Here is a 20,519-nt window from a genome sequence, read left to right as displayed (position 1 = left end):
CTCACCCTTTAAATCCGAATTTTTCTATTTTTTCAGCAGTCAGCCCCTTAATAAACTCTATGATTACATCACTAAGATTATTTATGTGTTTTACTTTTAACGAATTTAGAAGAGCCTGTTTATGTTTTAAAGGCAGTACAAGCACAACTGTTGGAGTTCCCTCCAATGACTTATGGATAAAAGAACCGTCTGTTGCTTCCAGCTGAACATGCCCTTCAGGAATATATCCTTTTTTCTTTGCAGCTTCATAAAATTCCTGTTTTAACATTTGATTTGGAAGCATTGACTTATCAAAACTGCGAATATATATGGCATTTTCTTTAGATTCTTTTACATATGCTGCATCAATAACAATAGCTATATCAGGTTTTACAGCAGTCGTTGCCGTTATTGCACCACGCTGACCTGTTACTGAATGGGATATCCCGCCTACTGCTACATCAAATGAAAGATTTTCGCTACCTTCTTCCAGTTTATCCAGAACTGTAAGACCAACCTCAAGCCCTGCCCTGTTAGAAAGATTTTTAGAAAGTATCTCTCCTTCTGGAAGGCATAAAGTTGGAATATCAAGTAAAAAAATATCTCCAATCTGAATTCCTGCCTTTAAAACTTCCGCTTTACTTCCATATCCTGTATCAAGTAAAAGTTCATTTTCATTTTTTACTATAAACCCTGTATATTCTTCATGTCTTCTATTAAGCACTTTTACTATTCTCTGTTCAAACAGACTTTTTTCATAAAGTCCTATTGTTAAAAATTCCATCAGTCCGTCTTCTCTAATGTCTGAAATCATTCCTCCACTTTCATCCATGTTGGAACTTATCATTATTTTATATGACGAGTTGTTTCCTTTTTTAAGACCAAAAATAGAGCCAAGTCTGTCCTTTATTATTGAAAGGTTTCTTTTTTTATATTCATTATATAAAAAATCATATACTTCCTTCTCATCCCCTGAAACTCCATTTAACTGACATAATTCTTTTAGTCTCATATTTACTCCATTTCTTTTATTTGACAATACAGATAAATTAATAGATAAAACTATCCCAAAGATATTCAAAAATAATGTAAAAATTTCTGCTTTTTATATATTTTATTTAATTTTGCGATAATTTTTTCCTATCTATTTATATATATAATCGCTCACTTCTGATAAATTATCCCCATCGTAAACCTTCTTAATTACTTTTGCCATATTCTGAAGTGATTCACGTAATCCTACTCCACCTTTTTTTGGCATTTTTATCATTACTAAGTCATTTTTATATTTATCTATTATTTCTTTATTTTCTTCTGAACATACAACTACAGGTTTACAATTTGTTTCCTTTTTTACATGTTCTGCTAGAATAGAAGACATTTCTGCATAGTTGTAATAGTTAAAACATGGTCCACACAAAAGAATATCCGCTTTTACCTTATTCAGAAGACCTGTCATTTTTTCAAGGACAAGCTCCTGATTTTCCTTAAAATAACTATCGCTGCAATATGTTGTTGCAAGCACTGTTCCACCTATATTTTTTATATATTCAGAAAACATCATGTACGAACCCATTCCACCTTTTTCCAGCGCAAGTTCTACATTAGCTCCTTCTTTTCCACCTGTTCCAGATTGAATCTGATCAAAAAACAAAACTATTTTCATTATCTTTCCTCTTTTCTGTCAAAATTCTGCTTTCATTTTTCTGTATTTATTAACAATAATACTTTTTTATAGTAAAACTTATTTAAAACCAAACTCAAAAGCTATGACTATTTTACTCAAACAATAAATTTATATAATTTTAGCAGTTTAAATTAAAATAGGTTTGAGTATATCTTGAATAGTCTTTAATAACAAATAAAACTGCCCCAAAATCAAGTTTTATAATTAATTTTGAAACAGCCTTATTCAATATAAATTTATACATTAGAACGAGATATCATCAAGAGAAATATCTTCTAAATCATCTTTCTCATTTTGTTCTACTGGTTGAGTTTCTTCTTTCAAGTACTGTGTATCAAGCACTTTAAAGAATGGATAATAAATAAGGCATCCAATTATAACCAGTATTATTTGGAAAAGTCCCGCAATTATACTTCCTGTAGCCAACCATCCTGAAAAGAACATTGGTGTTGTCCAAGGTAGTAAAACTCCAGTTGTACGAGGTATAATATTTAACAAAGTGGCAGCTGTGGACAAAATCGTATTAACAAGTGGAACCAATAAAAATGGTACCGCGATAATTGGATTTAATACAACTGGAAGTCCAAATATAACCATTTCATTTATACCAAAGATTCCTGGAACTATAGACAATTTACCTAATTTTTTCATACGTTCTGATTTACCTTTAAATATCATAAGTAATACAAGAGATAGTGTACTTCCTCCACCACCAAAGTTACAGAAGAAGTCTCCAAATGGTCCTGCGAATATATTAGGCAAAGGTTGATGTGCATTATATGCAGCCAGGTTTTCAGCAGTCAATGCTAAATGTATAGGATTGAAAATAGTATTCGTAACTGCTGGACCGTTTATACCAAAGAACCAGAATAATGTTGACAAAAATTGATAAATAGGTTCAAATATAAGGCTTTGACCAAATCCCATCAAAGGTGCCTGTAATACTTTATAAATAAAATCATGAGCATATCCTTCTTTTGTAAAAAACAAGAACCCAAGTCTTATTATAAAGAATGTAAACATAACAAACATACTTGGAATCAATGCTGCAAATGAATTCATTACCGCAGGTGGCACACCATCCGGCAATTTTATTGTCCATCCTTTATTTTTAATTGCCGTAAATATTGTTACAGAAACCAATGCTGTAATCATTGCTAAAAATAATCCTTTTGTTCCTAAATTTCCTGATGCAAATCCGCTAAAAGCTTTACCTTCCTTGTCTACAAAAAGCGGATGTGTCTGAGGACTTATAATCAGAAATGCAACTAATGAAACTGCAGCTCCCGCAATACCTTCTATTCCTTTTTCTTTACCATAATAATAACCAATACCAATAACTCCAAGAAGAGCTATTATACCAAATGTAGAATTAATAACTGCATCAAGGTGTCCATCCCATCCCTTTCCCAAAAATTTTGCAATAAATTCTGTATATCCAGGAATTGGAAAATTCCCAATAACTAAAAATATTGAAGCCACTATAATTAACGGTGTACCTACTAAAAATCCATCACGGATTGCTGTTAAAACTTTATTACTGCTTAATTTAGTAGCCAAAGGTCCTAAAATTTTCTCTAATTTATCAAACATCTTCCTTTACCGCCTTTTCTTTTAGTATTTTTATTGCTCTTTTTAAAATACGTTCTCCATCGATTTTTCCATAATCTTCCAAATCAATTACTGCTACAGGAATTCCCTTTGGCTCATATTTTGAAGCTGTTTCTTCAAATTTAAATTTTACTTGAGGCCCAAGCAATATTATATCTGGATGCAATTCTTCAACAATAGCATCTATTTTACCATCAGGAAAAGCTTTTACTTCAACAGGTAAATTATGTTTATCTGCAACTTCCTGCATTTTTTTTGCAACTAAACTTGTAGACATTCCCGCAGCACAAAACAAATATATTCTTTTCATAAAATCCTCCTCCAATTATGTATAATTTATAATATTTTTTATTTTTATCTATCATTTGAAGCAGCAATCATTCTAATTGTGTGTCTTACACCTCTTATGGCGATTGACAGTTCCATTATATTTTCATAATTTGCAACTCCTGAATATCCAGCATCTCCAATATGTTGAATATCCACTCCAGCTATTTTATTCATTATTGCTATTTGTCTTATTGTTTCTCTTGTGGAGCTTTCTTGACTTGTTCCTATCGCAGACATTGATAATGCTCCATTTTCCTTAATAAATCTTACAGCCTTTATCATTTCATCTTGAGTAAAGCCAGGTACTGTTCCAACAGCTGGAAGCATAATAACATCTGCACCGCTTTCAATAAATTCTTTTACAACATCTAAATTTGCGACAGGTTCATCAACTCCTGCTGAATGCATTTTCCCTGCTATTACCATTCCACTAAAATATTTTTTGGCCTGTTTTATTCCTTCTGAAATTCGATTGTTTGTAACTCCTGTACCAGGATTTCCTGTAAGACATACAAAGTCAAATCCCATTTCCTCTATTTTTTTTAATGTTGCTTCAGAACACATTCTTCCTTCAGGAATAATCTCTATTTCCTCCATCATATCCGCATTCAAGTCTACAGGCTCAAGATTCAGACCTACTGGTCTACCTGTAAGCTTTTTCAAAAGCTTTATTGGTTCATCACTTTCAGGCAAAGCTGCTATAACAGGATTATACACATCCAATCCATTCAGTAATATAAGATCTGCTCCAAATGCTCTTGCTAATTCGCTATTTGTAACATCTCCTGTAACGCTTCTTCTTCCTGTAACATTTTCTGAAAGCACTGTTCTTCCTTCACTTGCTTTAATTGCATTCTTTAAATCTTGTCCTGACATTTTACTAAAATCACTAGTAAAACAACTTAATAATCTTTTTCCCATCTTATTTCCTCCAATTTTAACTCTATCTTTAAATTCTTCTGCTTTTCACTATCGTTATACCCCACATTTTTCATTTTGTCAAAAAAATTTTTAATTATTAATTTAATATTTTTTATATTATTTATTAGTTGATTTTTTCTTTAATTTAAGATATAATTAAAGAAAGACGAATAATTATTTAGCTTTTTCGTCTAATTATAAATACTTTATAATAAAAAAATTTTAATATAAAAATTAAACGAAACTTATAAATTTTCTTTCGTCAGTTAGGAGAATAGAATGGATATTTATTTTTCAGAAAAATTTACAAATTTAAAAAATACTATTAATCTTAAATTTTCAAAAAAAATAACAAAAAATGAAAAAAATTTTTTTAAATTATTATTCTTTAGAATTGCATCAGATTCATCATTTTTAGAAAAAGCTGAAATTAGATTTGAAGAACTGCTTTCCATACTCGATTTTCCTTCAATTAATGATTTTACCCCATTTTTTAATGCTTTAATAGAAAAACATATATTTTTTTCTACAGATATGCAATTTTCAGGCTCCTTTGGAATCATTTCATCTTTTGTTTTATATTCTGATTATTGTCACATATTTTTTACTGAAGAATTTAAAAACTGCTTTTCTCTCAAAAAAAACTTTTTTTCCCTTCTTGAAATTGAAAAATTTATTTTTATGAATGATTCTTTCTCATTCAGTTTTTATAACAATATTATTAAAAACTTTAAAGATAAGAACGAAATCACTCTACCAGTTTCGTTAGTAAAAACTTACCTAAACTCAAATGATAAATATGAAAGATTTTTTGATTTTGAAAAGTATATTTTAAAAAAAGCTATACTGGACATAAATACTTTTACAGATTTTTCAATTGAATATGAAAAAATAAAAGAACACAAAAAAGCAACAAATAAAATTACCTCAATAAGTTTTTCTATAAATAAATCAAAACAATCCTACAAACCTTTTGATAATAAAATTTATAAAATGCTGGAACTTATTAAAGAAAAAATTTCCAATCCTGAAGAAATTTACCGTTTATTTGTACTTTATGTATCAAAAAGAGGATATAAATACGTCTACGACAATATAAATTATGCCAAAAATTCTAAAGATTTTGAAAAAAATTTGAAAAAGGCTCTTATGCTTAATCTAGCCTCAAACAATCTAAAACTTTTTGTAAATGTATCAAAAACTGTTAAATCACCAATAGTCCTATTTTACACACTTACAAGAAAACTTAACAAAATTAAAAGACATTATCCAAAAATTGAAGAACTTATGTATGACTTTAAATTAAAAAATATTGATTCTATCAGCTATTTCAACGATAATGACTCTTTTGAATTTTCAAATAAATATATTAGAATTTTTGTAAAATATTATTCTAGCAAAAAGTCCATTATTGAAATATATCTTCCAAGCAATATTATCGAAAAAATGAGACTAGAAAAGGAAATTTAATCTCATTAAACCATATAAAAAAACTGTCCAATATTGCTTTTTTAAGAATAAAAGACAGTTTTTTATTTTATACATTTTTCAAATTATACTCGAACCCATTTAAAATTGAAATGATAGAAATTATACAATTTAGGATTTGAGTAAAATAGTCATAATTTTTGAGTTCTGTTTTAAACTAGTTTTACTATACAAATTATCTATCGATATTTCCGTAAAATCTTTATAACATGTGAATTTCCACTAACAAACTTTGGTATCCTTCCAAAATTAGCGCTTTTCCATCATTTTCAATATTCGCATAATTATTAATCAGAATATCTCCTAGCTTGATTTCTGTTTCATCAATATTTTTAGCAATTTCGCTTAGATCCACTCTCTGTTTTTTATCAGAAAAATTATTAATGCAAAGAACTTGCTGATTTTTATATTTTCTTATATATGCGATTATTTCATCATTTTCTAATTCTACTGGAATAAATTCCCCAAAAATCAGACAATCTGAATATTTTCCATTTTGTCGTAAATCAATCATTTTTTTATAATGGGCAAAAATTGAATTTTCATTATTTATTTGAGATTCTGCATTTACTTTATCTTGACTTCCAGTTAATTCTATCCATGCTTTTACATCTTCATTTTTTGAAAATCCAGCATTTTTACTGCTATTCCATTGGAAAGGTGTTCTTGAATTGTCACGGCTTCTTTTGTTTACAAAATATAGCGCTTCTTTAGGAGAAAAACCTTCTCCCAATGCACGTTGATACTGATCTTTGCTGGCAATATCATCAAACTGTGCTATATCAGTTCTCTCAAAATTGTCCATTCCTATTTCCTGTCCCTGATAAATAAACGGTGTCCCACGTAAAAAGAAAAACAATGTCGCAAGTAATTTTGCATTTATTTCATTTGCTTTCTTCCCTAAAAATTTATTCAAACTTCTTGGCAAATCGTGATTTTCTAAAAATGGTGCTCCCCATCCATATTTCTGCTGTGTCAGCTGACTTTCAAAAAATTTTTTTCTCAATTCATTAATTTTCACATCCTGCACTGAATAGTAAAAACCTTCTTTCGCCATATCTAAATCAGAATAGCTGAAATCAAAAATCATTGAAAAAAATCCATCTTCACCAATAAAATCATTGTATCTTTCGTATTCCAGCAAAGGTGTTTCAGCTACAGTCATGCAGTTGTACTTCTTAAATGTTTTTTTTGCCAGTTCTCCTAAAAATTCCTCAATTCCTGGCTGATTTAACGTATATTTTATGCTAAATGCAAAACCATCCGCTCCGTCAACAGGCAAATCTAAATAATCCTTATCTTTTTTTATTGAATTTATAGCATCTACCCTGAAACCTGCAATTCCTTTTTCCAGCCAGTAATTTACCATTTTATAAAGCTCTTCCCTAACTTCAGGGTTTTCCCAATTTAAATCAGGCTGTTTCTTTGAAAATAAATGTAAATAATACATTTCATTCCCATTTTCATCAGTTTCCCCTTCAACTTTTTCCCAAGCAGAACCTCCAAAATGGCTTCTCCAGTTTGTTGGTGGCATTCCATTTTTTCCTCTTTTAAAAATATAATAATTTCTATACTTACTTTCAGGATTTCTTAATGCTTCCAAAAACCACTCATGCTCATCTGAAGTATGATTAATTACCAAGTCCAGAATTATCTTTATTCCTCTTTTTTCCGCCTCTACAATTAATCTTTCCAAATCTTCCTTTGTTCCAAATTCAGGATTTATATCATAATAATCAGAAATATCGTATCCATTGTCATCCATTGGTGACTTATACACAGGACAAATCCAGATAAGAGTTATCCCCAGTTCTTTTAGATAATCCAATTTTTCAATAATTCCATTCAAATCTCCAATTCCATCATTGTTACTATCATAAAAACTTCTTGGATATATTTGATATCCAACTTCTTTTTTCCACCATTTTTTATCTAATTTTTTTGTATCCATATTTTCTCCTTTTTCAGAATTTTTTTATATTATCAATAAAAAGATTATCTCACAAGTTAAGTGTATTTTTTAACCTTTTGAGATAATCCTATAAATTAAGTATATTTGTTAATTATTTCAACACTGGCCAGAAGTCTTTATTTGCTTCAATTAAGTCATCCAATATTGCTTTTGCAACAGATGCACTTGGTACTGTTCTTGACAATGTGATTGCTTGCCATAATTTTTGATATGAACCTTCAATCCATGCTTCTACTACCAATTTTTCAACTGATACTTGTTGTTCCATTAATCCTTTTTGGAATTGAGGTATTTTACCTTGAACAATTTTTTCTGGTCCATTTGAACCTACTATACAAGGTACTTCAACCATTGCAGTTGGATCAAAGTTTGAGATTGCTCCATCATTTTCTACTATTAATAACATTCTTTCTTTTGTATCATAAGCGATTGCTCTTGCCAAGTCAACTATATATGAGGCATGATCGTCAACGTGTAGTTTGCTATCTTTTGCTGTTCCTTTTTCAGCGATTGCTCTACATTCTCCAAATACAAATTTTTCTCTTCCTTCCATTACTTCATTTGCTCTTGTGTGATTAGGGTCTGAGTGTTCTACTACATAATCAGGGAAGAAGTAATATTTTAAGTAAGTATTTGGCATTGTTGTAGGGTCAATTGCAAATACATCTCTTGCTTTTGTGAATGTATCATTCCAGCTTGCTTCTGTATTTTCTCCTTCAATTTCTACATTGTATCCAATTTTTGCCACTTTTTCTCTTAATGCAGGCATTAAGTCATTTCCTTCTTTATCTCTAATGTCTGTCCACCATCCAAAGTGATTTAATCCAAAGTATCTAATTACCATATCTTTTCTTGATTTAAGCCCAAGCATTTCAGCCATTCTTATTTCGATTCCAATTGGCATGTCACAAATATTTAATATTTTAGAGTTTGGACGTAATCTTCTAGTTGCTTCTGCTACGATTGCTGCAGGGTTTGAATAGTTTAACATCCATGCATTTGGTGAATATTTTTCCATATAATCAACTAACTCGATAACTCCACCAATTGAACGCATTCCATAAGAAATTCCTCCAGGTCCGCAAGTTTCTTGTCCTAATACTCCATGTCTTAAAGGTATTTTTTCATCTTTTTCACGCATTGCATATTTTCCAACTCTTATATGTGCCATAACAAAGTCTACATCAGTAAACGCTGTTTCAGGATCTGTTGTATAAACAAAGTTAATATCAGGCGCTTTTTCCTTTATAATAATGTCACAAGCTTTTGCTATAATTTCTTGTCTTTCTGCATCGTTATCATAAAATTTTATTTGTCTAATCGGAAATTTATCTAAATTTTCAAGTAACATCAACACAATTCCTGGAGTAAATGTACTCCCTCCACCAGCTACTGCAATTGAAAATTTCTTCATAAATAATCATCTCCATTTCTATATTTCTATTTTTATTTCTTATTTACATCATTATAATAACATACTTTTTTAAAAAAGTCAACACTTTTATATAAATCTTTTTGAATGTTTTTAAAGAATTATATAAATCTTTTTTATTTTTGTTGATATTTACTCTCATTTAGTGTATAATTACAGTAGTAATATTGATATTTATAGTAAATCTAATTTAAAAAGGAGCAAAAACTTAAGTTATATCTTTATCTAATTCATGTGTTTTCTCCAAATTATGTTAGCTATAATTTCAAAAATTACAATTATTTTACTTAAATCTTAACTTTATTCAATTTTTATCAGTTTAGATTTCAAAAGATTTAAGTATATATAAAATATTCTAGGAAAGGTTTGTATAAATGAATGAAAAAATATGAAAAAGTATATCACGATATTAAAGAACAAATTAAAAATGGAACTCTGAAATCAGGAGATTTTTTAAAAAAGGAAGATGATTTAGCAATAGACTATAATTTTTCCAAACTTACGGTAAGAAAAGCACTTTCTATGCTAGAAAGAGAAGGTCTTATACAAAAAATAAAAGGGAAAAAGTCAATTGTACTAGAGAAAAGAAATCTAGAAAACATCTCTATAACTTCGATTCAGACTGTACAAGAAATTAGCAAACTTCAAAATATCAATCTTGAAACTAACTTAATTAGTTTATATATTGTCCAAGGAGTAGAAAAGTTGATGGAGGAATTTCAAGTATCTGAAAGCGCTGATTTTTACAAAGTTGTACGTACTAATTCGTTAGAGGGCGAAACTTTAAATTATTCTACTAGTTTTTTTGACAGAAGAATTGTACCTTTTCTAAACGAAGAAATAGCAAAAAAATCAATATATGAGTATCTAGAAAACGAACTTAAGTTAAAAATAGCTTATTCACGTAGAGATATTAGTTTTAGAAAAATTACTCCTGAGGAGCAAAAATACCTTAAACTAAAGGATATAAATATGGTTGTAGTTATTGAAACTCATGCATATCTCTCAAATGGAACACTGTTTCAATATGAAACAATAATTCATCATCCTGAAAAATTTACTTTTAGTGCTATTGCCAAACGATAACTTGTTTTTAAAAATAAATATAGGAAAAAGGGTTGTCTTAAAATTTAAAAATATGAAACTCTTATTTCAATTTTTTGAGATAACTCTATCATATTACATAAAAATTTTACACACCAAGTTTATAATTTCTCTCATATTTTATTAAATTTAGCATTTTTTTTCATATCATCATTTGTAATTCTATTAATTTCAATTCTTTCTCTATGAATGTGAAAAAAGAAAGAACTTTCATAAGGTCTAAATAACTTTTGAAAATTCTTTCTTATTTTTATGTTTATTTAATTAAGTTTTCGATTCTTTCTCTTACTTGCGGCACTGTTAATCCAATGATTACTTGAATTGCTGTACCTTTTCTAACTACTCCATGAGCGCCACCAGCTTTAAATGCTGCATCTTTTGCTAATTTTGCTTCATCTTTTACACTTACTCTAAGTCTAGTTGCACAGTTATTAAGTTCTTCAATATTTTCTTTTCCACCTAATGCTTCAAGAATTATTAATGCTTGATCCATATATTGATCGTCTGAAGAACCAGAAGCTGCTCCACCTTCACCGTGTTTAGCTTTATAATCAGCTTTAGTATAAAGTTTCATTTCTTCATCTTCATCTTCTCTACCCGGAGTTTTTAAATTCATTTTTTGAATTAAGAACTTAAATACAAAGAAGTATATTACTGTGAAAATTAATCCTATTATTATTTGAGTAAATACTGTTCCAGCATGATTTTTAAACATTGGAACCCAGTTTAGGAATAAGAAGTCAAGAAGTCCTCCACCCATATTTCCAACTACTCCAAAAGCATACATTGTTGCTGCCATTGTTGCTGCCAAGAAAGCATGAACTGCAAATAATACAGGAGCTATAAATAAGAATGTAAATTCTAATGGTTCTGTTATACCTGAAACTACTGCTGTAAATACTATTGGTATCAATAATGCTGCTACAGTTTTCTTTTTCTCAGGTTTAGCAGTAGCATACATAGCAAGAGCTATTCCTATTGCACCAAATATTTTTGAGTTTCCGTGTAAAGCAAATCCTCCTTGTGGGAATAAAGATTTTAATGATTGAGTACTTTGAGCAAATTCTTTTATATGTTCAACCCAGTAAACTTGAATTCCTCCAGGAACTGCAGCTGGTCCAAATATAAACGGTGTATAAACAAAGTGATGTAATCCAGTTGGAATTAATATTCTTTCTAAGAATGTGTAAATCCATACTCCAAATATTCCTGAAGCTTTCATAAATCCTTGCATTGCACCAATTCCCAATTGAACTTTAGGCCAAATTAGAACTGTTAAGAATGCACAAGGGATTAAAACTACAAACCCTACCATGTATACGAATACTGATCCTTGGAATACTCCTAAGAAATCAGGTAATTTCTTATCAAAATATTTATTATGCAAATATACTACTAACGCCGCTATTAAAATACCACCAAATAAATTTGTATCTAATGTTGGAACTCCACCTATTGCAGAATATCCTGTTACTTTATTAGCTATTTGTTCAGCTGCATCTATTTTATAAAATACTTTCAATATTGCCGCTACAAAATAATTAAATGTTGTGTATAACGCAAATGTTTCCATACATGCTCTTGCATTTGTCTTTGTTGCTAAACTGATTGGCAGTCCTATAGCAAATAATATAGGCATTTGTCTAAATACTGTCCAACCACCTTCTTGTACTACATACCAGAAGCTATGCCACATTGTCCCTTCTTCAGCAATACTTCCCATAACTTGTGTATTAGTAAATACAGAAGACAATCCTACGACTATCCCAGTGAATGCAAACAATAGAACTGGTGCCATCATCGCTCCACCGAATCGTTGAATTTTTTTCATCATAGTTGAATACCTCCTAAAAATTTTTATATATTTGATTTATTTTTTCCTTATTTTAAATATACCACACTTTTTTAAATTGTCAATACATTTACGTATATCTTTTTTTAAATTTTTTTCCAAAAAAATAATCGCTGTATAAAAAAACAACGATTATTACTGGGTTTATGCATATATTTAGAATTATAAATTCATTTTAAAATTATTATTTTTTCATTTAAATTTAAATTTCTATTTCCACTTCTACACCAAAATGATCTGATACCACACCTTTATTTTTTCCATTAAAGATAACTTTGCTTTCTTTTACTTTGATTTCCTTAGTAGAAAATATATAGTCTATTCTCTTTTTCGATTTATCTTGAGCCCATCCGTGTATTCCTTTATCTACTGTCACACCACTGTCTTTTTTCTCAGCAAGTGTATACGTATCAAATAAGCCTTGATTCAAAATATTTTGATAATCTTCAGGATTCCCATTGGCATCTGTATTAAAATCACCCATTAATATTTTTAAATTATCAGTTTTAGATCTGTTCAAAATATTTCTTAAATTTTCTCCCATATCTTCAGTTTCACAATTTGGTAAATTCATATGACAGCTGTAAAATTCAACATCCTGTCCATTATAATTAATAGTGATACTAACTATCCTTCTTGCCGATATTGTTCTTACTGACTGTGCAAAAGTACAGTAAAACTCATCTTCCTCTTTAATTTTATGCCTTGTTATTATTGCCACACCTTCGTTATATTTACTAAATCCAATATGTGAGTTACTCCAGTGGTAATAATAGTCAGTGTCTGTATATTCCTGTAATTTTTCCAGAAGAACCCATCCATAGTTTTCCTGTCTTATATCATCAAAAATTACAGGATTGTTCATAAGCTGATTTACTTCCTGCATTGCTATTACATCATATTGCTTTTCAGCTATATCTTTTGCTAAGATATCAATTTTTTCCATTTGATTTTCTTCCAACCATGCGTGTACATTTATTGTTAATAATTTCATAAATTATAACCTTTCTTTCTATTTTTATTATTAAATTTATTCCTCTTCCAAATAACTATTTACTAAGTCATCACATTTTTTTCTGTTTATTGTCATTAATTCAAAAATTTTGTCCCTATTTTGCTTTAATTCTTCTAAATTGACTTTTTCCTTAGTTTTAAAAACATATCCCAAAATATCCAGATTACATTTTCTTCTTAATATTGTTTCATTGGAAACTAACTTTGAAATACCATTTATTTCCTGTTTTTTCTTGATTATTTCAACTAATTCCTTATAATTTTCAGGCTTTATTTTTTCGCTTCCTTTTTCAAAAAAGTGCTGCGATTGAACAAATAATATGTTATTTTTGCTTTCTTTTTCTTCGTTGAATATTATCACTTGATTTTTTAACGTGTTGTTAAAAGGAATTGCAACTACATATTCTATTTTATCAGATTTTACAAAATCTTCCATTTCTTCATTTTTTAATAAGTAAAAAGCATCTTTTTCTATCATTCCCTTTTTACTTTCCTTTAAAAAACTGTATAAGAATTTACTAGTATCTAAATTTTTTGTCAAAATTACTGCTGAATCCCTATTAGAAGCTGAATTTTTTAATGAATATAAAATTTCAGTAATTGTATTTTTTTCAATATCTTTCATTTTTTCACGATAAAAATTATTTTCTTCAAAAAAATCAACACTGTATAATATTTCACTATTATTTATTTCTAAAATATCCAGCGATAATTGATTAACGCTTTCATCACGTGTAATTGGCAAATTAATTACGTTATCGATATAGTTTTGTGTGATTTTTGCATATTTTCCTCTTAAAATGTTCAGTTTTAATTCCATTTCCATTTCTGACAAGCTTTCAATAAATACCTGTTTATCTGGATGTTCTTCTATAAAGTCATATATCTCATTAAATACAGTTATTCTACTTGATAAGTTTTTCATATTTTCCAAATACGTGCCATTCAAGTCATATTCAAATCCCAAATTATTTAAGTATTCCAGAAATAAATAATTATCGTCTCTTAAATCTTCCAATTCTTCGTAAACAACCTTGCTTACGCAAATAATATATAAAAGCAGAGACATTTTTAAAATCTGTAATTTTTTCTGATTTTTATTGTTTTCCAACTCATCTGTTACAAGTTCAAAGAATTTATTCTTCATTTATTATCACCTTATTTTTCGCTAGAATTTTTTCTTCGATATATTTTTTCTTTATTTTCAGATATTCTCTTGTATTTTCTTCCTCTTTTTCAAAACTTGTTATTATTTCAACCATTCTGTCCTGTTCTTTTCTATCAGGCAAGTCTATATCAAGCTCAACAATATCAGTCTTATTTACAGCTCTGACAGCACTCATAGTTTTATATTTCTTTTCAAAATAAAGCAGCAGCAGTTCTGTCTTTAAAAGCCATTGCAAATATTTAGGATTTATTTTGTCATTTGCCCGCAAGATGAAGTAAAGTGTTGCAGGAAGTACATTTTCATATTCCTTATCAACATATACAACTTCTATTTTACTCCCTTTTGCCTGAAACAGCACATCGTTCTTTTTTACAAAGTATTTTTCATTTATTTTATTTTTTCCATTTTTATATCTTTCAGGAACTTCCGCATTTTCGAAGCTTTCTATCTTACCATTATTTACAAGCGTCGGATTTAACAAAAGATAACCTGTTTCCGAATCGGCTGTTTTTACATTTAATGGTGCTATTATATCTACATTATCTCCTAATTTCATATTTTCACTTCCCTTTCCTTGTAAATATTATACCATAAAAAAATGTGGAATACCATATAATAACCTTTTATATATATAAAACATTTTAATTTAAATCTTATTTTATTCACTAATTTTTACTTTCAATATCACTTCTAAATTTTGTAAAGCATCCTCCATTACTTTTAAGCTGCTTATCTTCTTCCATCTGTTTTTTATCCTTGTAAATCATTATGTCTTCAGGATTTTCAACAAATAAAGTAGTTCCTGCTGCTTTTATTTTAGCATCGCATCTAAATTTGAATATCCTGTCCTTAACACCTTTTTTCAAGAGAATGTTATATCTTTTTTTAGGAAACTTTTCAATAACTAAAAAGTCATAATCTCCTGAACTACTGCTTCCCTTTATACCTGCCTTTTCCAAGTATTCATCTTTTTTAGTGTTGTAGTATAAATTATTATCAGTAACATAAAAACTCGTATTTTTGTCAAGCGAGATTGTTTTCTCCGCTTTTCCATCCAGAACTATATTTCCATCATCTACTGCCGTACTTTGAGATGTTTCCGGATTTAACATAATCAAATAAATTATTGCACAAAACATTATTGCAATAATTATAAAAATAATTATATTCCGACTTTGTCCATTTGATTTTTTTTTCTTAATTGGATGCACTACTTTTCGCTTTTTCAATGATTCTTTTTCTGTTTTCTTGTTTTCAATCCATACCTGCCTTGTTTCATGCAACTTTTCCTCAAGAACTTCGATTGAATCGTTTTCAGGCATAACTTTGCATCATTTAAGTATTTTTGAGCTTCTTCAAATCTGGACTCCTTTATCGCTCTCAATGCTTCTATACATAGATTTTCTGATTTTTCAGCATACCTATCTTCTTTTTCTGTTTTCTGTCTTAAGTTATCATTTTGCTTATATTCTTTCATTCCACTTGATTTTTTATAGACAGTATACAGTATCTTTTTCTCCTTGCAAAATCCTATAAAAATACTTTTTGCTTCTTCCTTGTTTTCCACAATTTTCTGTATTTCATTAATAAATTCTTCAGTTGGAATTTTATCATCTGTCAAATTGTAAATTTGTTCCGCCCTATCAAGTATTTTTAATACTTTTAAGTACTGGAGATATTTTAAATACTCATCATATTTATTTAATTTGTCTTCACTTTTTAATATTATTTCACATGCACTGTATAATTTTTTCTTGGCAGAAGTTTCGTTATCAAACTTTATCAGATTTTTCCTTTTTTCATCAATTTGTTTTTGAGTCAACGTCTTTATATCCAGCCCTTCAGAAGCTAAAAATTCATACAAATTCGTTTTACCTAAAATTTCGAGATATTTTTCAAATACCAAAAATTCAAAAAATTCATCTTGATTTTTATTAATATTTTCATAAAAATTTTTGTACAATTTTTGGTTATATTCACTAGGTAAAATTTTTCGACCGCTAATTTTTATTCTCTCTATTACCAGATTTTCCTGTCGTTGTGTTCTTTTGGCAATTTCTTTTACAATTTCTTCTTTAATCTCTGTATTTTTTATGTATTTCAGAAAATTATCTATCGGATCGAATAGTTTTTTCTGGGCATCTTTTATCAGTTCTTCTCTTCTGGCTTCATTCAGCATTTCTTGCCTTATAATCCCATTTTTTGCAAGATTACTGTATTTTCTGTATTTTTTCCCGTCAAAAGGGTCACTTTCCTTTGACAGCCAGTATCTCTTTTTTTCTTCTATTCTTGCTTCTATTTTCTTTTCGTCTTTTTCAGGAACTGGATAATATTCAAGCCCAAGTATTATATACCAATTGTTTATTATTCGACTATCTTCTGCCATTTTTGACTACTTTTCCTCCTTTACATCAAATTTTTTTCTCAACTAAAATTATTCTTATATTTTTAAAGTACTGCAATTCCTTGTGATTTATTTGTCAATTTTTCTAATTTTTCTTTAGATATTACGCTTTTTGTTTCTAATTTTACATTTACTTCCTTGTTTCCAGACTTATCTCTTCCTCTTATTTCCAAAATTCCTTCTTTATTAAGTTTAAGAGTTATTTCTACTAGAGAACCTGCTGGAAGGTTTTCAGGCAGTTCCAATATTGTATTACCTATTTTTAAGTCCTCATCTACATCAAAATATTTATCCATATAGTCATTTTCATAAATTTCTATATCTACTGTCTCTTGATTATCATTAAGCGTTGTAAAATTACCCGAAACTTCTAAAATTCCGCTTGGCATAGGCTCATTTTTTACAATCATATTAAAACAGCTCTTAACTCCATCTTTATTTTCAACTTTTACTGCAAAGCTCTTTGTTGTCGCAATGACAATTTCTCTTGTGTTTCCACCTATTCCCATCATTTCAGGAGAGAATGTCAAATCTTCCTTATAGTCCTTTGCTTTTAATTCCTTTTCATCTCCATTAACCATTACCTTTACTTCCGTGTCAGATTCAAAGTCCTGTCCTGCAAGGCTCTTCTGATTATTTACATAAACATTTACAGCATGAATTGCCGCTCCCTTTGCAACAGCTTCATCTGGCTCAAGAATTTTTATTTCTATTCCTCCAAAGTTTTCTGTCAATGCCCTTTTTATCTGTGGCATTCTTGTAGAGCCACCTACAAGAAGTATTTCATCTATTTTTTCATATCCTTTTCTTTTAGCTACATCAATTACTTCTTTCGTTTTTTTCAAAGTTTCATTTAGCAATGTAGAAGTTATTTCTTCAAATTCATCTCTAGTTATAGAGACTTTTTCTCTGTTCCCCATAACTTCCAGTAAATCTCCAGCCTGACTTCGTGAAGTTAGCTGTTTTTTTATTTTTTCTGCCTTCAATCGCAAATCCTGTTTTGCATATTCATCAAACTCAATATCATAGCCTATTTTCTTGACAAATTGGTCAGCAAGGTATTCTATCAATACTTCATCCCAGTTTTTTCCACCTAAATCGTGATCTCCGTCTGAACAGATAACCTGAATCTTATCAGAACTGATACGCATAATCGTAACATCAAAAGTTCCGCCTCCTAAATCATAAACTAGAATTGTCTTTTCATCCTGCTCCTTTGCACATCCATAGTATAGTGCCGCCGCTGTCGGCTCGCTTATGATTTCCAGTACGTTAAATCCTGCGATTTTTCCTGCATTTTTAGTCGCTGTACGTTCTGCTGTTCCAAAGTAGGCTGGACAAGTTATCACAACATCTTTAACTTCCACTCCAAGCTGTTCCGAAGCATCTTGTGTCAATTTTCTTAAAATAAATGCTGATATTTCTTCAGGAGTCTTGTCTTCCCCGTTATAATTAATTGCAAAATCTGTCTTTCCCATAAGCGTTTTTACAAGCATTACTGTATTTTCTGGATTTAAAACTGCCTCAGATTTTGCATCTGCTCCAACAATCACGTTATCTCCGTCAAATTCAACTACAGACGGCGTTATATTATCTCCATCATTATTTTTAATTACTTCAGCCCTTGCTGTATCATCTACACGGGCTATACAGGAATAAGTTGTTCCCAGATCAATTCCAAAAACGTATTTTGACATTTTCAATTCTCCCTTCAATTCTTCTCTTCTTCTTTTTATAGGTCTTAGAATTATATAAATTTTATGTTTTTTATAAATTTTAAATGTATTTTAATATATTATTATGATTTTTATCAATAACTGTCTGTATTATATCACATTCACTATCAAATTTCATTAATTTTTTTATAAGATATATCTGTAATCTTTTAAATATAATCAGTTGAAATCAATTTTAATTCCTTGATAATTTTACATTTACGTATATGTTGACTTTTGGCATAAAATATAGTATATTTAGTATGAGAAATGAAAATTAATTTTATTAATAAATTTTAAGGAGGATATAGAAATGTTTGAGAGAAGTTCTGGTATTTTGTTACATCCTACTTCACTTCCTGGAAAATATGGAATTGGAAGTTTAGGAAAGGAAGCATATAAATTTGTGGATTTCTTAAAAAAAGCAAATCAAAAATTATGGCAAATTTTCCCATTAGGTCCAACTGGATACGGTGATTCACCTTATCAATGTTTTTCGACATTCGCTGGAAATCCATATCTGATTGATTTTGACTTATTAATTGAGCAAAATTTATTATCAGAGGAAGATTTGAAAGATATTAATTTTGGTGACAATAAGGAATATGTTGATTATGGTGCTATTTATAATCAAAAATATCCTTTACTAAGAAAAGCATTTGAAAATTTTAAAGCTAATGGAAATGATGATTTAAAAAGAAAATTAGAAACTTTTAAAGCTGAAAATAGCGATTGGTTAAATGATTACAGCTTGTTTATATCTTTAAAAAACCACTTTAATGGACTTCCTTGGACTGAATGGCCGCACGATATTAAAGTTAGAGAAGAAGCCGCTATTAATAAATACAAAGAAGAATTAGCTGATGAAGTTGAATACAACAACTTTATTCAATGCCTGTTCTTCGACCAATGGAACAATGTAAAAAAATATGCTAATGATAATGGAATTAAAATAATTGGAGACATACCAATCTTCGTTGCGGTAGACAGTTCTGACGCATGGGCAAATCCAGAAATTTTCCTTTTCGATCCTGAACTAAAACCCGTTAAAGTAGCTGGTGTTCCGCCTGATTATTTCAGTGCTACAGGACAGCTTTGGGGAAATCCTCTATACGACTGGGATAAATTAAAAGAGTTAAACTACAAATGGTGGGTAGACAGAGTTAGAGCTAACCTTTCCACTTGCGACATCATAAGAATTGACCACTTCAGAGGATTTGAAGCATACTGGGCAGTTCCTTATGGAGATGATACTGCAATAAATGGTCAATGGGTAAAAGGACCTGGAATTGACTTATTTAATAAAATAAAGGAAGAATTGGGAGAATTACCAATTATTGCCGAAGACTTGGGATTAATGACACAAGGTGTTATTGATTTGAGAGAAGCAACTGGATTTCCTGGAATGAAAATCTTAGGTTTTGCATTTGATTCAGAAGAAGAAAATGACTACTTGCCTCATACTTATACAAAGAACTGTGTAGTTTATACTGGAACTCATGATAATGATACATTAATCGGATGGTTTACAAAAGCAAAAGAAAAAGATAAACAATTTGCAAGAGATTATTTAAACTCACAAACTGACGATAATATCCATTGGGATGCAATAAGAGGTGCATGGAGTTCTGTTGCAAACATGGCAATCGCTCCAATTCAAGATTTCTTAGGATTAGGAAGTGAAGCTAGAATCAATACTCCTGGAGTTGCTAGCGGAAACTGGCAATGGAGATTAAAAGATGGTGTATTAACTGATGAATTAGCTGAAAAAATTGCTAAATTTACAAAAGTTTATTCAAGATAATTATAAAATTTTTGAATTTGAAAAATCAGGATAAATAA

The 20,519-nt window shown here is 29.5% G+C and carries 17 protein-coding genes; 3 read left to right on the top strand and 14 right to left on the bottom strand.

What is annotated here, in order from left to right:
* Nucleotide 1: 1 nt before the first annotated feature.
* The 5 genes from ACEG17_RS00285 to ACEG17_RS00265 all read right to left on the bottom strand — a co-directional run bounded on the left by ACEG17_RS00285 (nucleotide 2) and on the right by ACEG17_RS00265 (nucleotide 4,528).
* Entirely contained in the window at nucleotides 2-991 is a 990-nt protein-coding gene (locus tag ACEG17_RS00285; RefSeq protein ID WP_372582106.1) for a hypothetical protein, read from the bottom strand.
* A 132-nt stretch (nucleotides 992-1,123) separates the two neighbouring features.
* Nucleotides 1,124-1,645: a GrdB-related putative oxidoreductase gene (locus tag ACEG17_RS00280; protein WP_147005268.1), complete on the bottom strand. Its 522-nt coding sequence runs from the start codon at nucleotides 1,643-1,645 to the stop codon at nucleotides 1,124-1,126.
* 264 nt (nucleotides 1,646-1,909) lie between these two features.
* Nucleotides 1,910-3,259, bottom strand: coding sequence for a PTS sugar transporter subunit IIC (locus ACEG17_RS00275; RefSeq protein WP_299574967.1), 1,350 nt, complete (start codon nucleotides 3,257-3,259; stop codon nucleotides 1,910-1,912).
* Nucleotides 3,252-3,587 carry a PTS sugar transporter subunit IIB gene (locus tag ACEG17_RS00270; protein WP_299574965.1) on the bottom strand — a complete coding sequence of 112 codons (336 nt, stop codon included), beginning with the start codon at nucleotides 3,585-3,587 and terminating at the stop codon, nucleotides 3,252-3,254. The genes ACEG17_RS00275 and ACEG17_RS00270 overlap by 8 nt, the downstream gene beginning before the upstream one ends.
* Before the next feature lie 44 nt (nucleotides 3,588-3,631).
* Entirely contained in the window at nucleotides 3,632-4,528 is an 897-nt protein-coding gene (locus ACEG17_RS00265) for a DUF7916 family protein (protein WP_369712304.1), read from the bottom strand.
* 279 nt (nucleotides 4,529-4,807) lie between these two features.
* Here ACEG17_RS00265 and ACEG17_RS00260 point away from each other — a divergent pair, with 279 nt between their 5' ends.
* Nucleotides 4,808-5,998, top strand: a complete 1,191-nt coding sequence (locus ACEG17_RS00260) for a replication initiation protein (RefSeq protein ID WP_372582105.1) — start codon at nucleotides 4,808-4,810, stop codon at nucleotides 5,996-5,998.
* A 220-nt stretch (nucleotides 5,999-6,218) separates the two neighbouring features.
* Here ACEG17_RS00260 and ACEG17_RS00255 read toward each other — a convergent pair whose 3' ends face one another.
* Nucleotides 6,219-7,967 carry a glycoside hydrolase family 13 protein gene (locus ACEG17_RS00255; RefSeq protein ID WP_372582104.1) on the bottom strand — a complete coding sequence of 583 codons (1,749 nt, stop codon included), beginning with the start codon at nucleotides 7,965-7,967 and terminating at the stop codon, nucleotides 6,219-6,221.
* A gap of 112 nt (nucleotides 7,968-8,079) precedes the next feature.
* Complete coding sequence (gene pagL, locus ACEG17_RS00250) at nucleotides 8,080-9,402, bottom strand: 6-phospho-alpha-glucosidase PagL (protein ID WP_372582103.1); 1,323 nt, start codon at nucleotides 9,400-9,402, stop codon at nucleotides 8,080-8,082.
* Nucleotides 9,403-9,798: 396 nt separating this feature from the next.
* Here pagL and ACEG17_RS00245 point away from each other — a divergent pair, with 396 nt between their 5' ends.
* Nucleotides 9,799-10,506 carry a GntR family transcriptional regulator gene (locus tag ACEG17_RS00245; RefSeq protein WP_372582102.1) on the top strand — a complete coding sequence of 236 codons (708 nt, stop codon included), beginning with the start codon at nucleotides 9,799-9,801 and terminating at the stop codon, nucleotides 10,504-10,506.
* A gap of 274 nt (nucleotides 10,507-10,780) precedes the next feature.
* Here ACEG17_RS00245 and ACEG17_RS00240 read toward each other — a convergent pair whose 3' ends face one another.
* The 7 genes from ACEG17_RS00240 to ACEG17_RS00210 form a co-directional block, all read right to left on the bottom strand.
* On the bottom strand, nucleotides 10,781-12,358 hold the full coding sequence (locus tag ACEG17_RS00240) for an alpha-glucoside-specific PTS transporter subunit IIBC (RefSeq protein WP_372582101.1): 1,578 nt from the start codon (nucleotides 12,356-12,358) through the stop codon (nucleotides 10,781-10,783).
* A 220-nt stretch (nucleotides 12,359-12,578) separates the two neighbouring features.
* Nucleotides 12,579-13,370, bottom strand: a complete 792-nt coding sequence (locus tag ACEG17_RS00235; RefSeq protein WP_372582100.1) for an endonuclease/exonuclease/phosphatase family protein — start codon at nucleotides 13,368-13,370, stop codon at nucleotides 12,579-12,581.
* Between the two features lie 36 nt (nucleotides 13,371-13,406).
* Nucleotides 13,407-14,537: an N-6 DNA methylase gene (locus ACEG17_RS00230; protein WP_372582099.1), complete on the bottom strand. Its 1,131-nt coding sequence runs from the start codon at nucleotides 14,535-14,537 to the stop codon at nucleotides 13,407-13,409.
* Nucleotides 14,527-15,114 (bottom strand): restriction endonuclease subunit S, encoded by a 588-nt coding sequence (locus ACEG17_RS00225; RefSeq protein WP_021743185.1) that lies wholly within the window; start codon nucleotides 15,112-15,114, stop codon nucleotides 14,527-14,529. The genes ACEG17_RS00230 and ACEG17_RS00225 overlap by 11 nt, the downstream gene beginning before the upstream one ends.
* A 109-nt stretch (nucleotides 15,115-15,223) precedes the next feature.
* Nucleotides 15,224-15,880: a hypothetical protein gene (locus ACEG17_RS00220; protein ID WP_372582098.1), complete on the bottom strand. Its 657-nt coding sequence runs from the start codon at nucleotides 15,878-15,880 to the stop codon at nucleotides 15,224-15,226.
* Entirely contained in the window at nucleotides 15,784-16,944 is a 1,161-nt protein-coding gene (locus tag ACEG17_RS00215) for a hypothetical protein (protein WP_372582097.1), read from the bottom strand. Before ACEG17_RS00215 ends, ACEG17_RS00220 begins: the two co-directional genes overlap by 97 nt.
* Before the next feature lie 62 nt (nucleotides 16,945-17,006).
* Entirely contained in the window at nucleotides 17,007-18,659 is a 1,653-nt protein-coding gene (locus ACEG17_RS00210) for an Hsp70 family protein (protein ID WP_372582096.1), read from the bottom strand.
* Nucleotides 18,660-18,984: 325 nt separating this feature from the next.
* On the opposite strand from ACEG17_RS00210, the gene malQ reads away from it, so the two are divergent.
* Entirely contained in the window at nucleotides 18,985-20,481 is a 1,497-nt protein-coding gene (malQ, locus tag ACEG17_RS00205) for a 4-alpha-glucanotransferase (protein WP_372582296.1), read from the top strand.
* Nucleotides 20,482-20,519: the final 38 nt, after the last annotated feature.

The sequence above is a fragment of the Leptotrichia hongkongensis genome (assembly GCF_041538065.1).
GTDB classification, from domain to species: Bacteria; Fusobacteriota; Fusobacteriia; order Fusobacteriales; family Leptotrichiaceae; genus Leptotrichia; species Leptotrichia hongkongensis.
This window is presented reverse-complemented; position numbering and strand designations above follow the sequence as displayed.

Excerpts from the sequence above, each read along its gene's own strand:
- ACEG17_RS00245 (WP_372582102.1), top strand. The coding sequence starts at position 9,799 with ATGAAAAAATATGAAAAAGTATATCACGATATTAAAGAACAAATTAAA.
- ACEG17_RS00235 (WP_372582100.1), bottom strand. The coding sequence starts at position 13,370 with ATGAAATTATTAACAATAAATGTACACGCATGGTTGGAAGAAAATCAA.
- ACEG17_RS00240 (WP_372582101.1), bottom strand. The coding sequence starts at position 12,358 with ATGATGAAAAAAATTCAACGATTCGGTGGAGCGATGATGGCACCAGTT.
- ACEG17_RS00220 (WP_372582098.1), bottom strand. The coding sequence starts at position 15,880 with ATGCCTGAAAACGATTCAATCGAAGTTCTTGAGGAAAAGTTGCATGAA.
- ACEG17_RS00275 (WP_299574967.1), bottom strand. The coding sequence starts at position 3,259 with ATGTTTGATAAATTAGAGAAAATTTTAGGACCTTTGGCTACTAAATTA.
- ACEG17_RS00265 (WP_369712304.1), bottom strand. The coding sequence starts at position 4,528 with ATGGGAAAAAGATTATTAAGTTGTTTTACTAGTGATTTTAGTAAAATG.
- ACEG17_RS00255 (WP_372582104.1), bottom strand. The coding sequence starts at position 7,967 with ATGGATACAAAAAAATTAGATAAAAAATGGTGGAAAAAAGAAGTTGGA.
- ACEG17_RS00225 (WP_021743185.1), bottom strand. The coding sequence starts at position 15,114 with ATGAAATTAGGAGATAATGTAGATATAATAGCACCATTAAATGTAAAA.
- ACEG17_RS00270 (WP_299574965.1), bottom strand. The coding sequence starts at position 3,587 with ATGAAAAGAATATATTTGTTTTGTGCTGCGGGAATGTCTACAAGTTTA.
- pagL (WP_372582103.1), bottom strand. The coding sequence starts at position 9,402 with ATGAAGAAATTTTCAATTGCAGTAGCTGGTGGAGGGAGTACATTTACT.
- ACEG17_RS00285 (WP_372582106.1), bottom strand. The coding sequence starts at position 991 with ATGAGACTAAAAGAATTATGTCAGTTAAATGGAGTTTCAGGGGATGAG.
- ACEG17_RS00210 (WP_372582096.1), bottom strand. The coding sequence starts at position 18,659 with ATGTCAAAATACGTTTTTGGAATTGATCTGGGAACAACTTATTCCTGT.
- ACEG17_RS00280 (WP_147005268.1), bottom strand. The coding sequence starts at position 1,645 with ATGAAAATAGTTTTGTTTTTTGATCAGATTCAATCTGGAACAGGTGGA.
- ACEG17_RS00215 (WP_372582097.1), bottom strand. The coding sequence starts at position 16,944 with ATGGCAGAAGATAGTCGAATAATAAACAATTGGTATATAATACTTGGG.
- ACEG17_RS00230 (WP_372582099.1), bottom strand. The coding sequence starts at position 14,537 with ATGAAGAATAAATTCTTTGAACTTGTAACAGATGAGTTGGAAAACAAT.
- ACEG17_RS00260 (WP_372582105.1), top strand. The coding sequence starts at position 4,808 with ATGGATATTTATTTTTCAGAAAAATTTACAAATTTAAAAAATACTATT.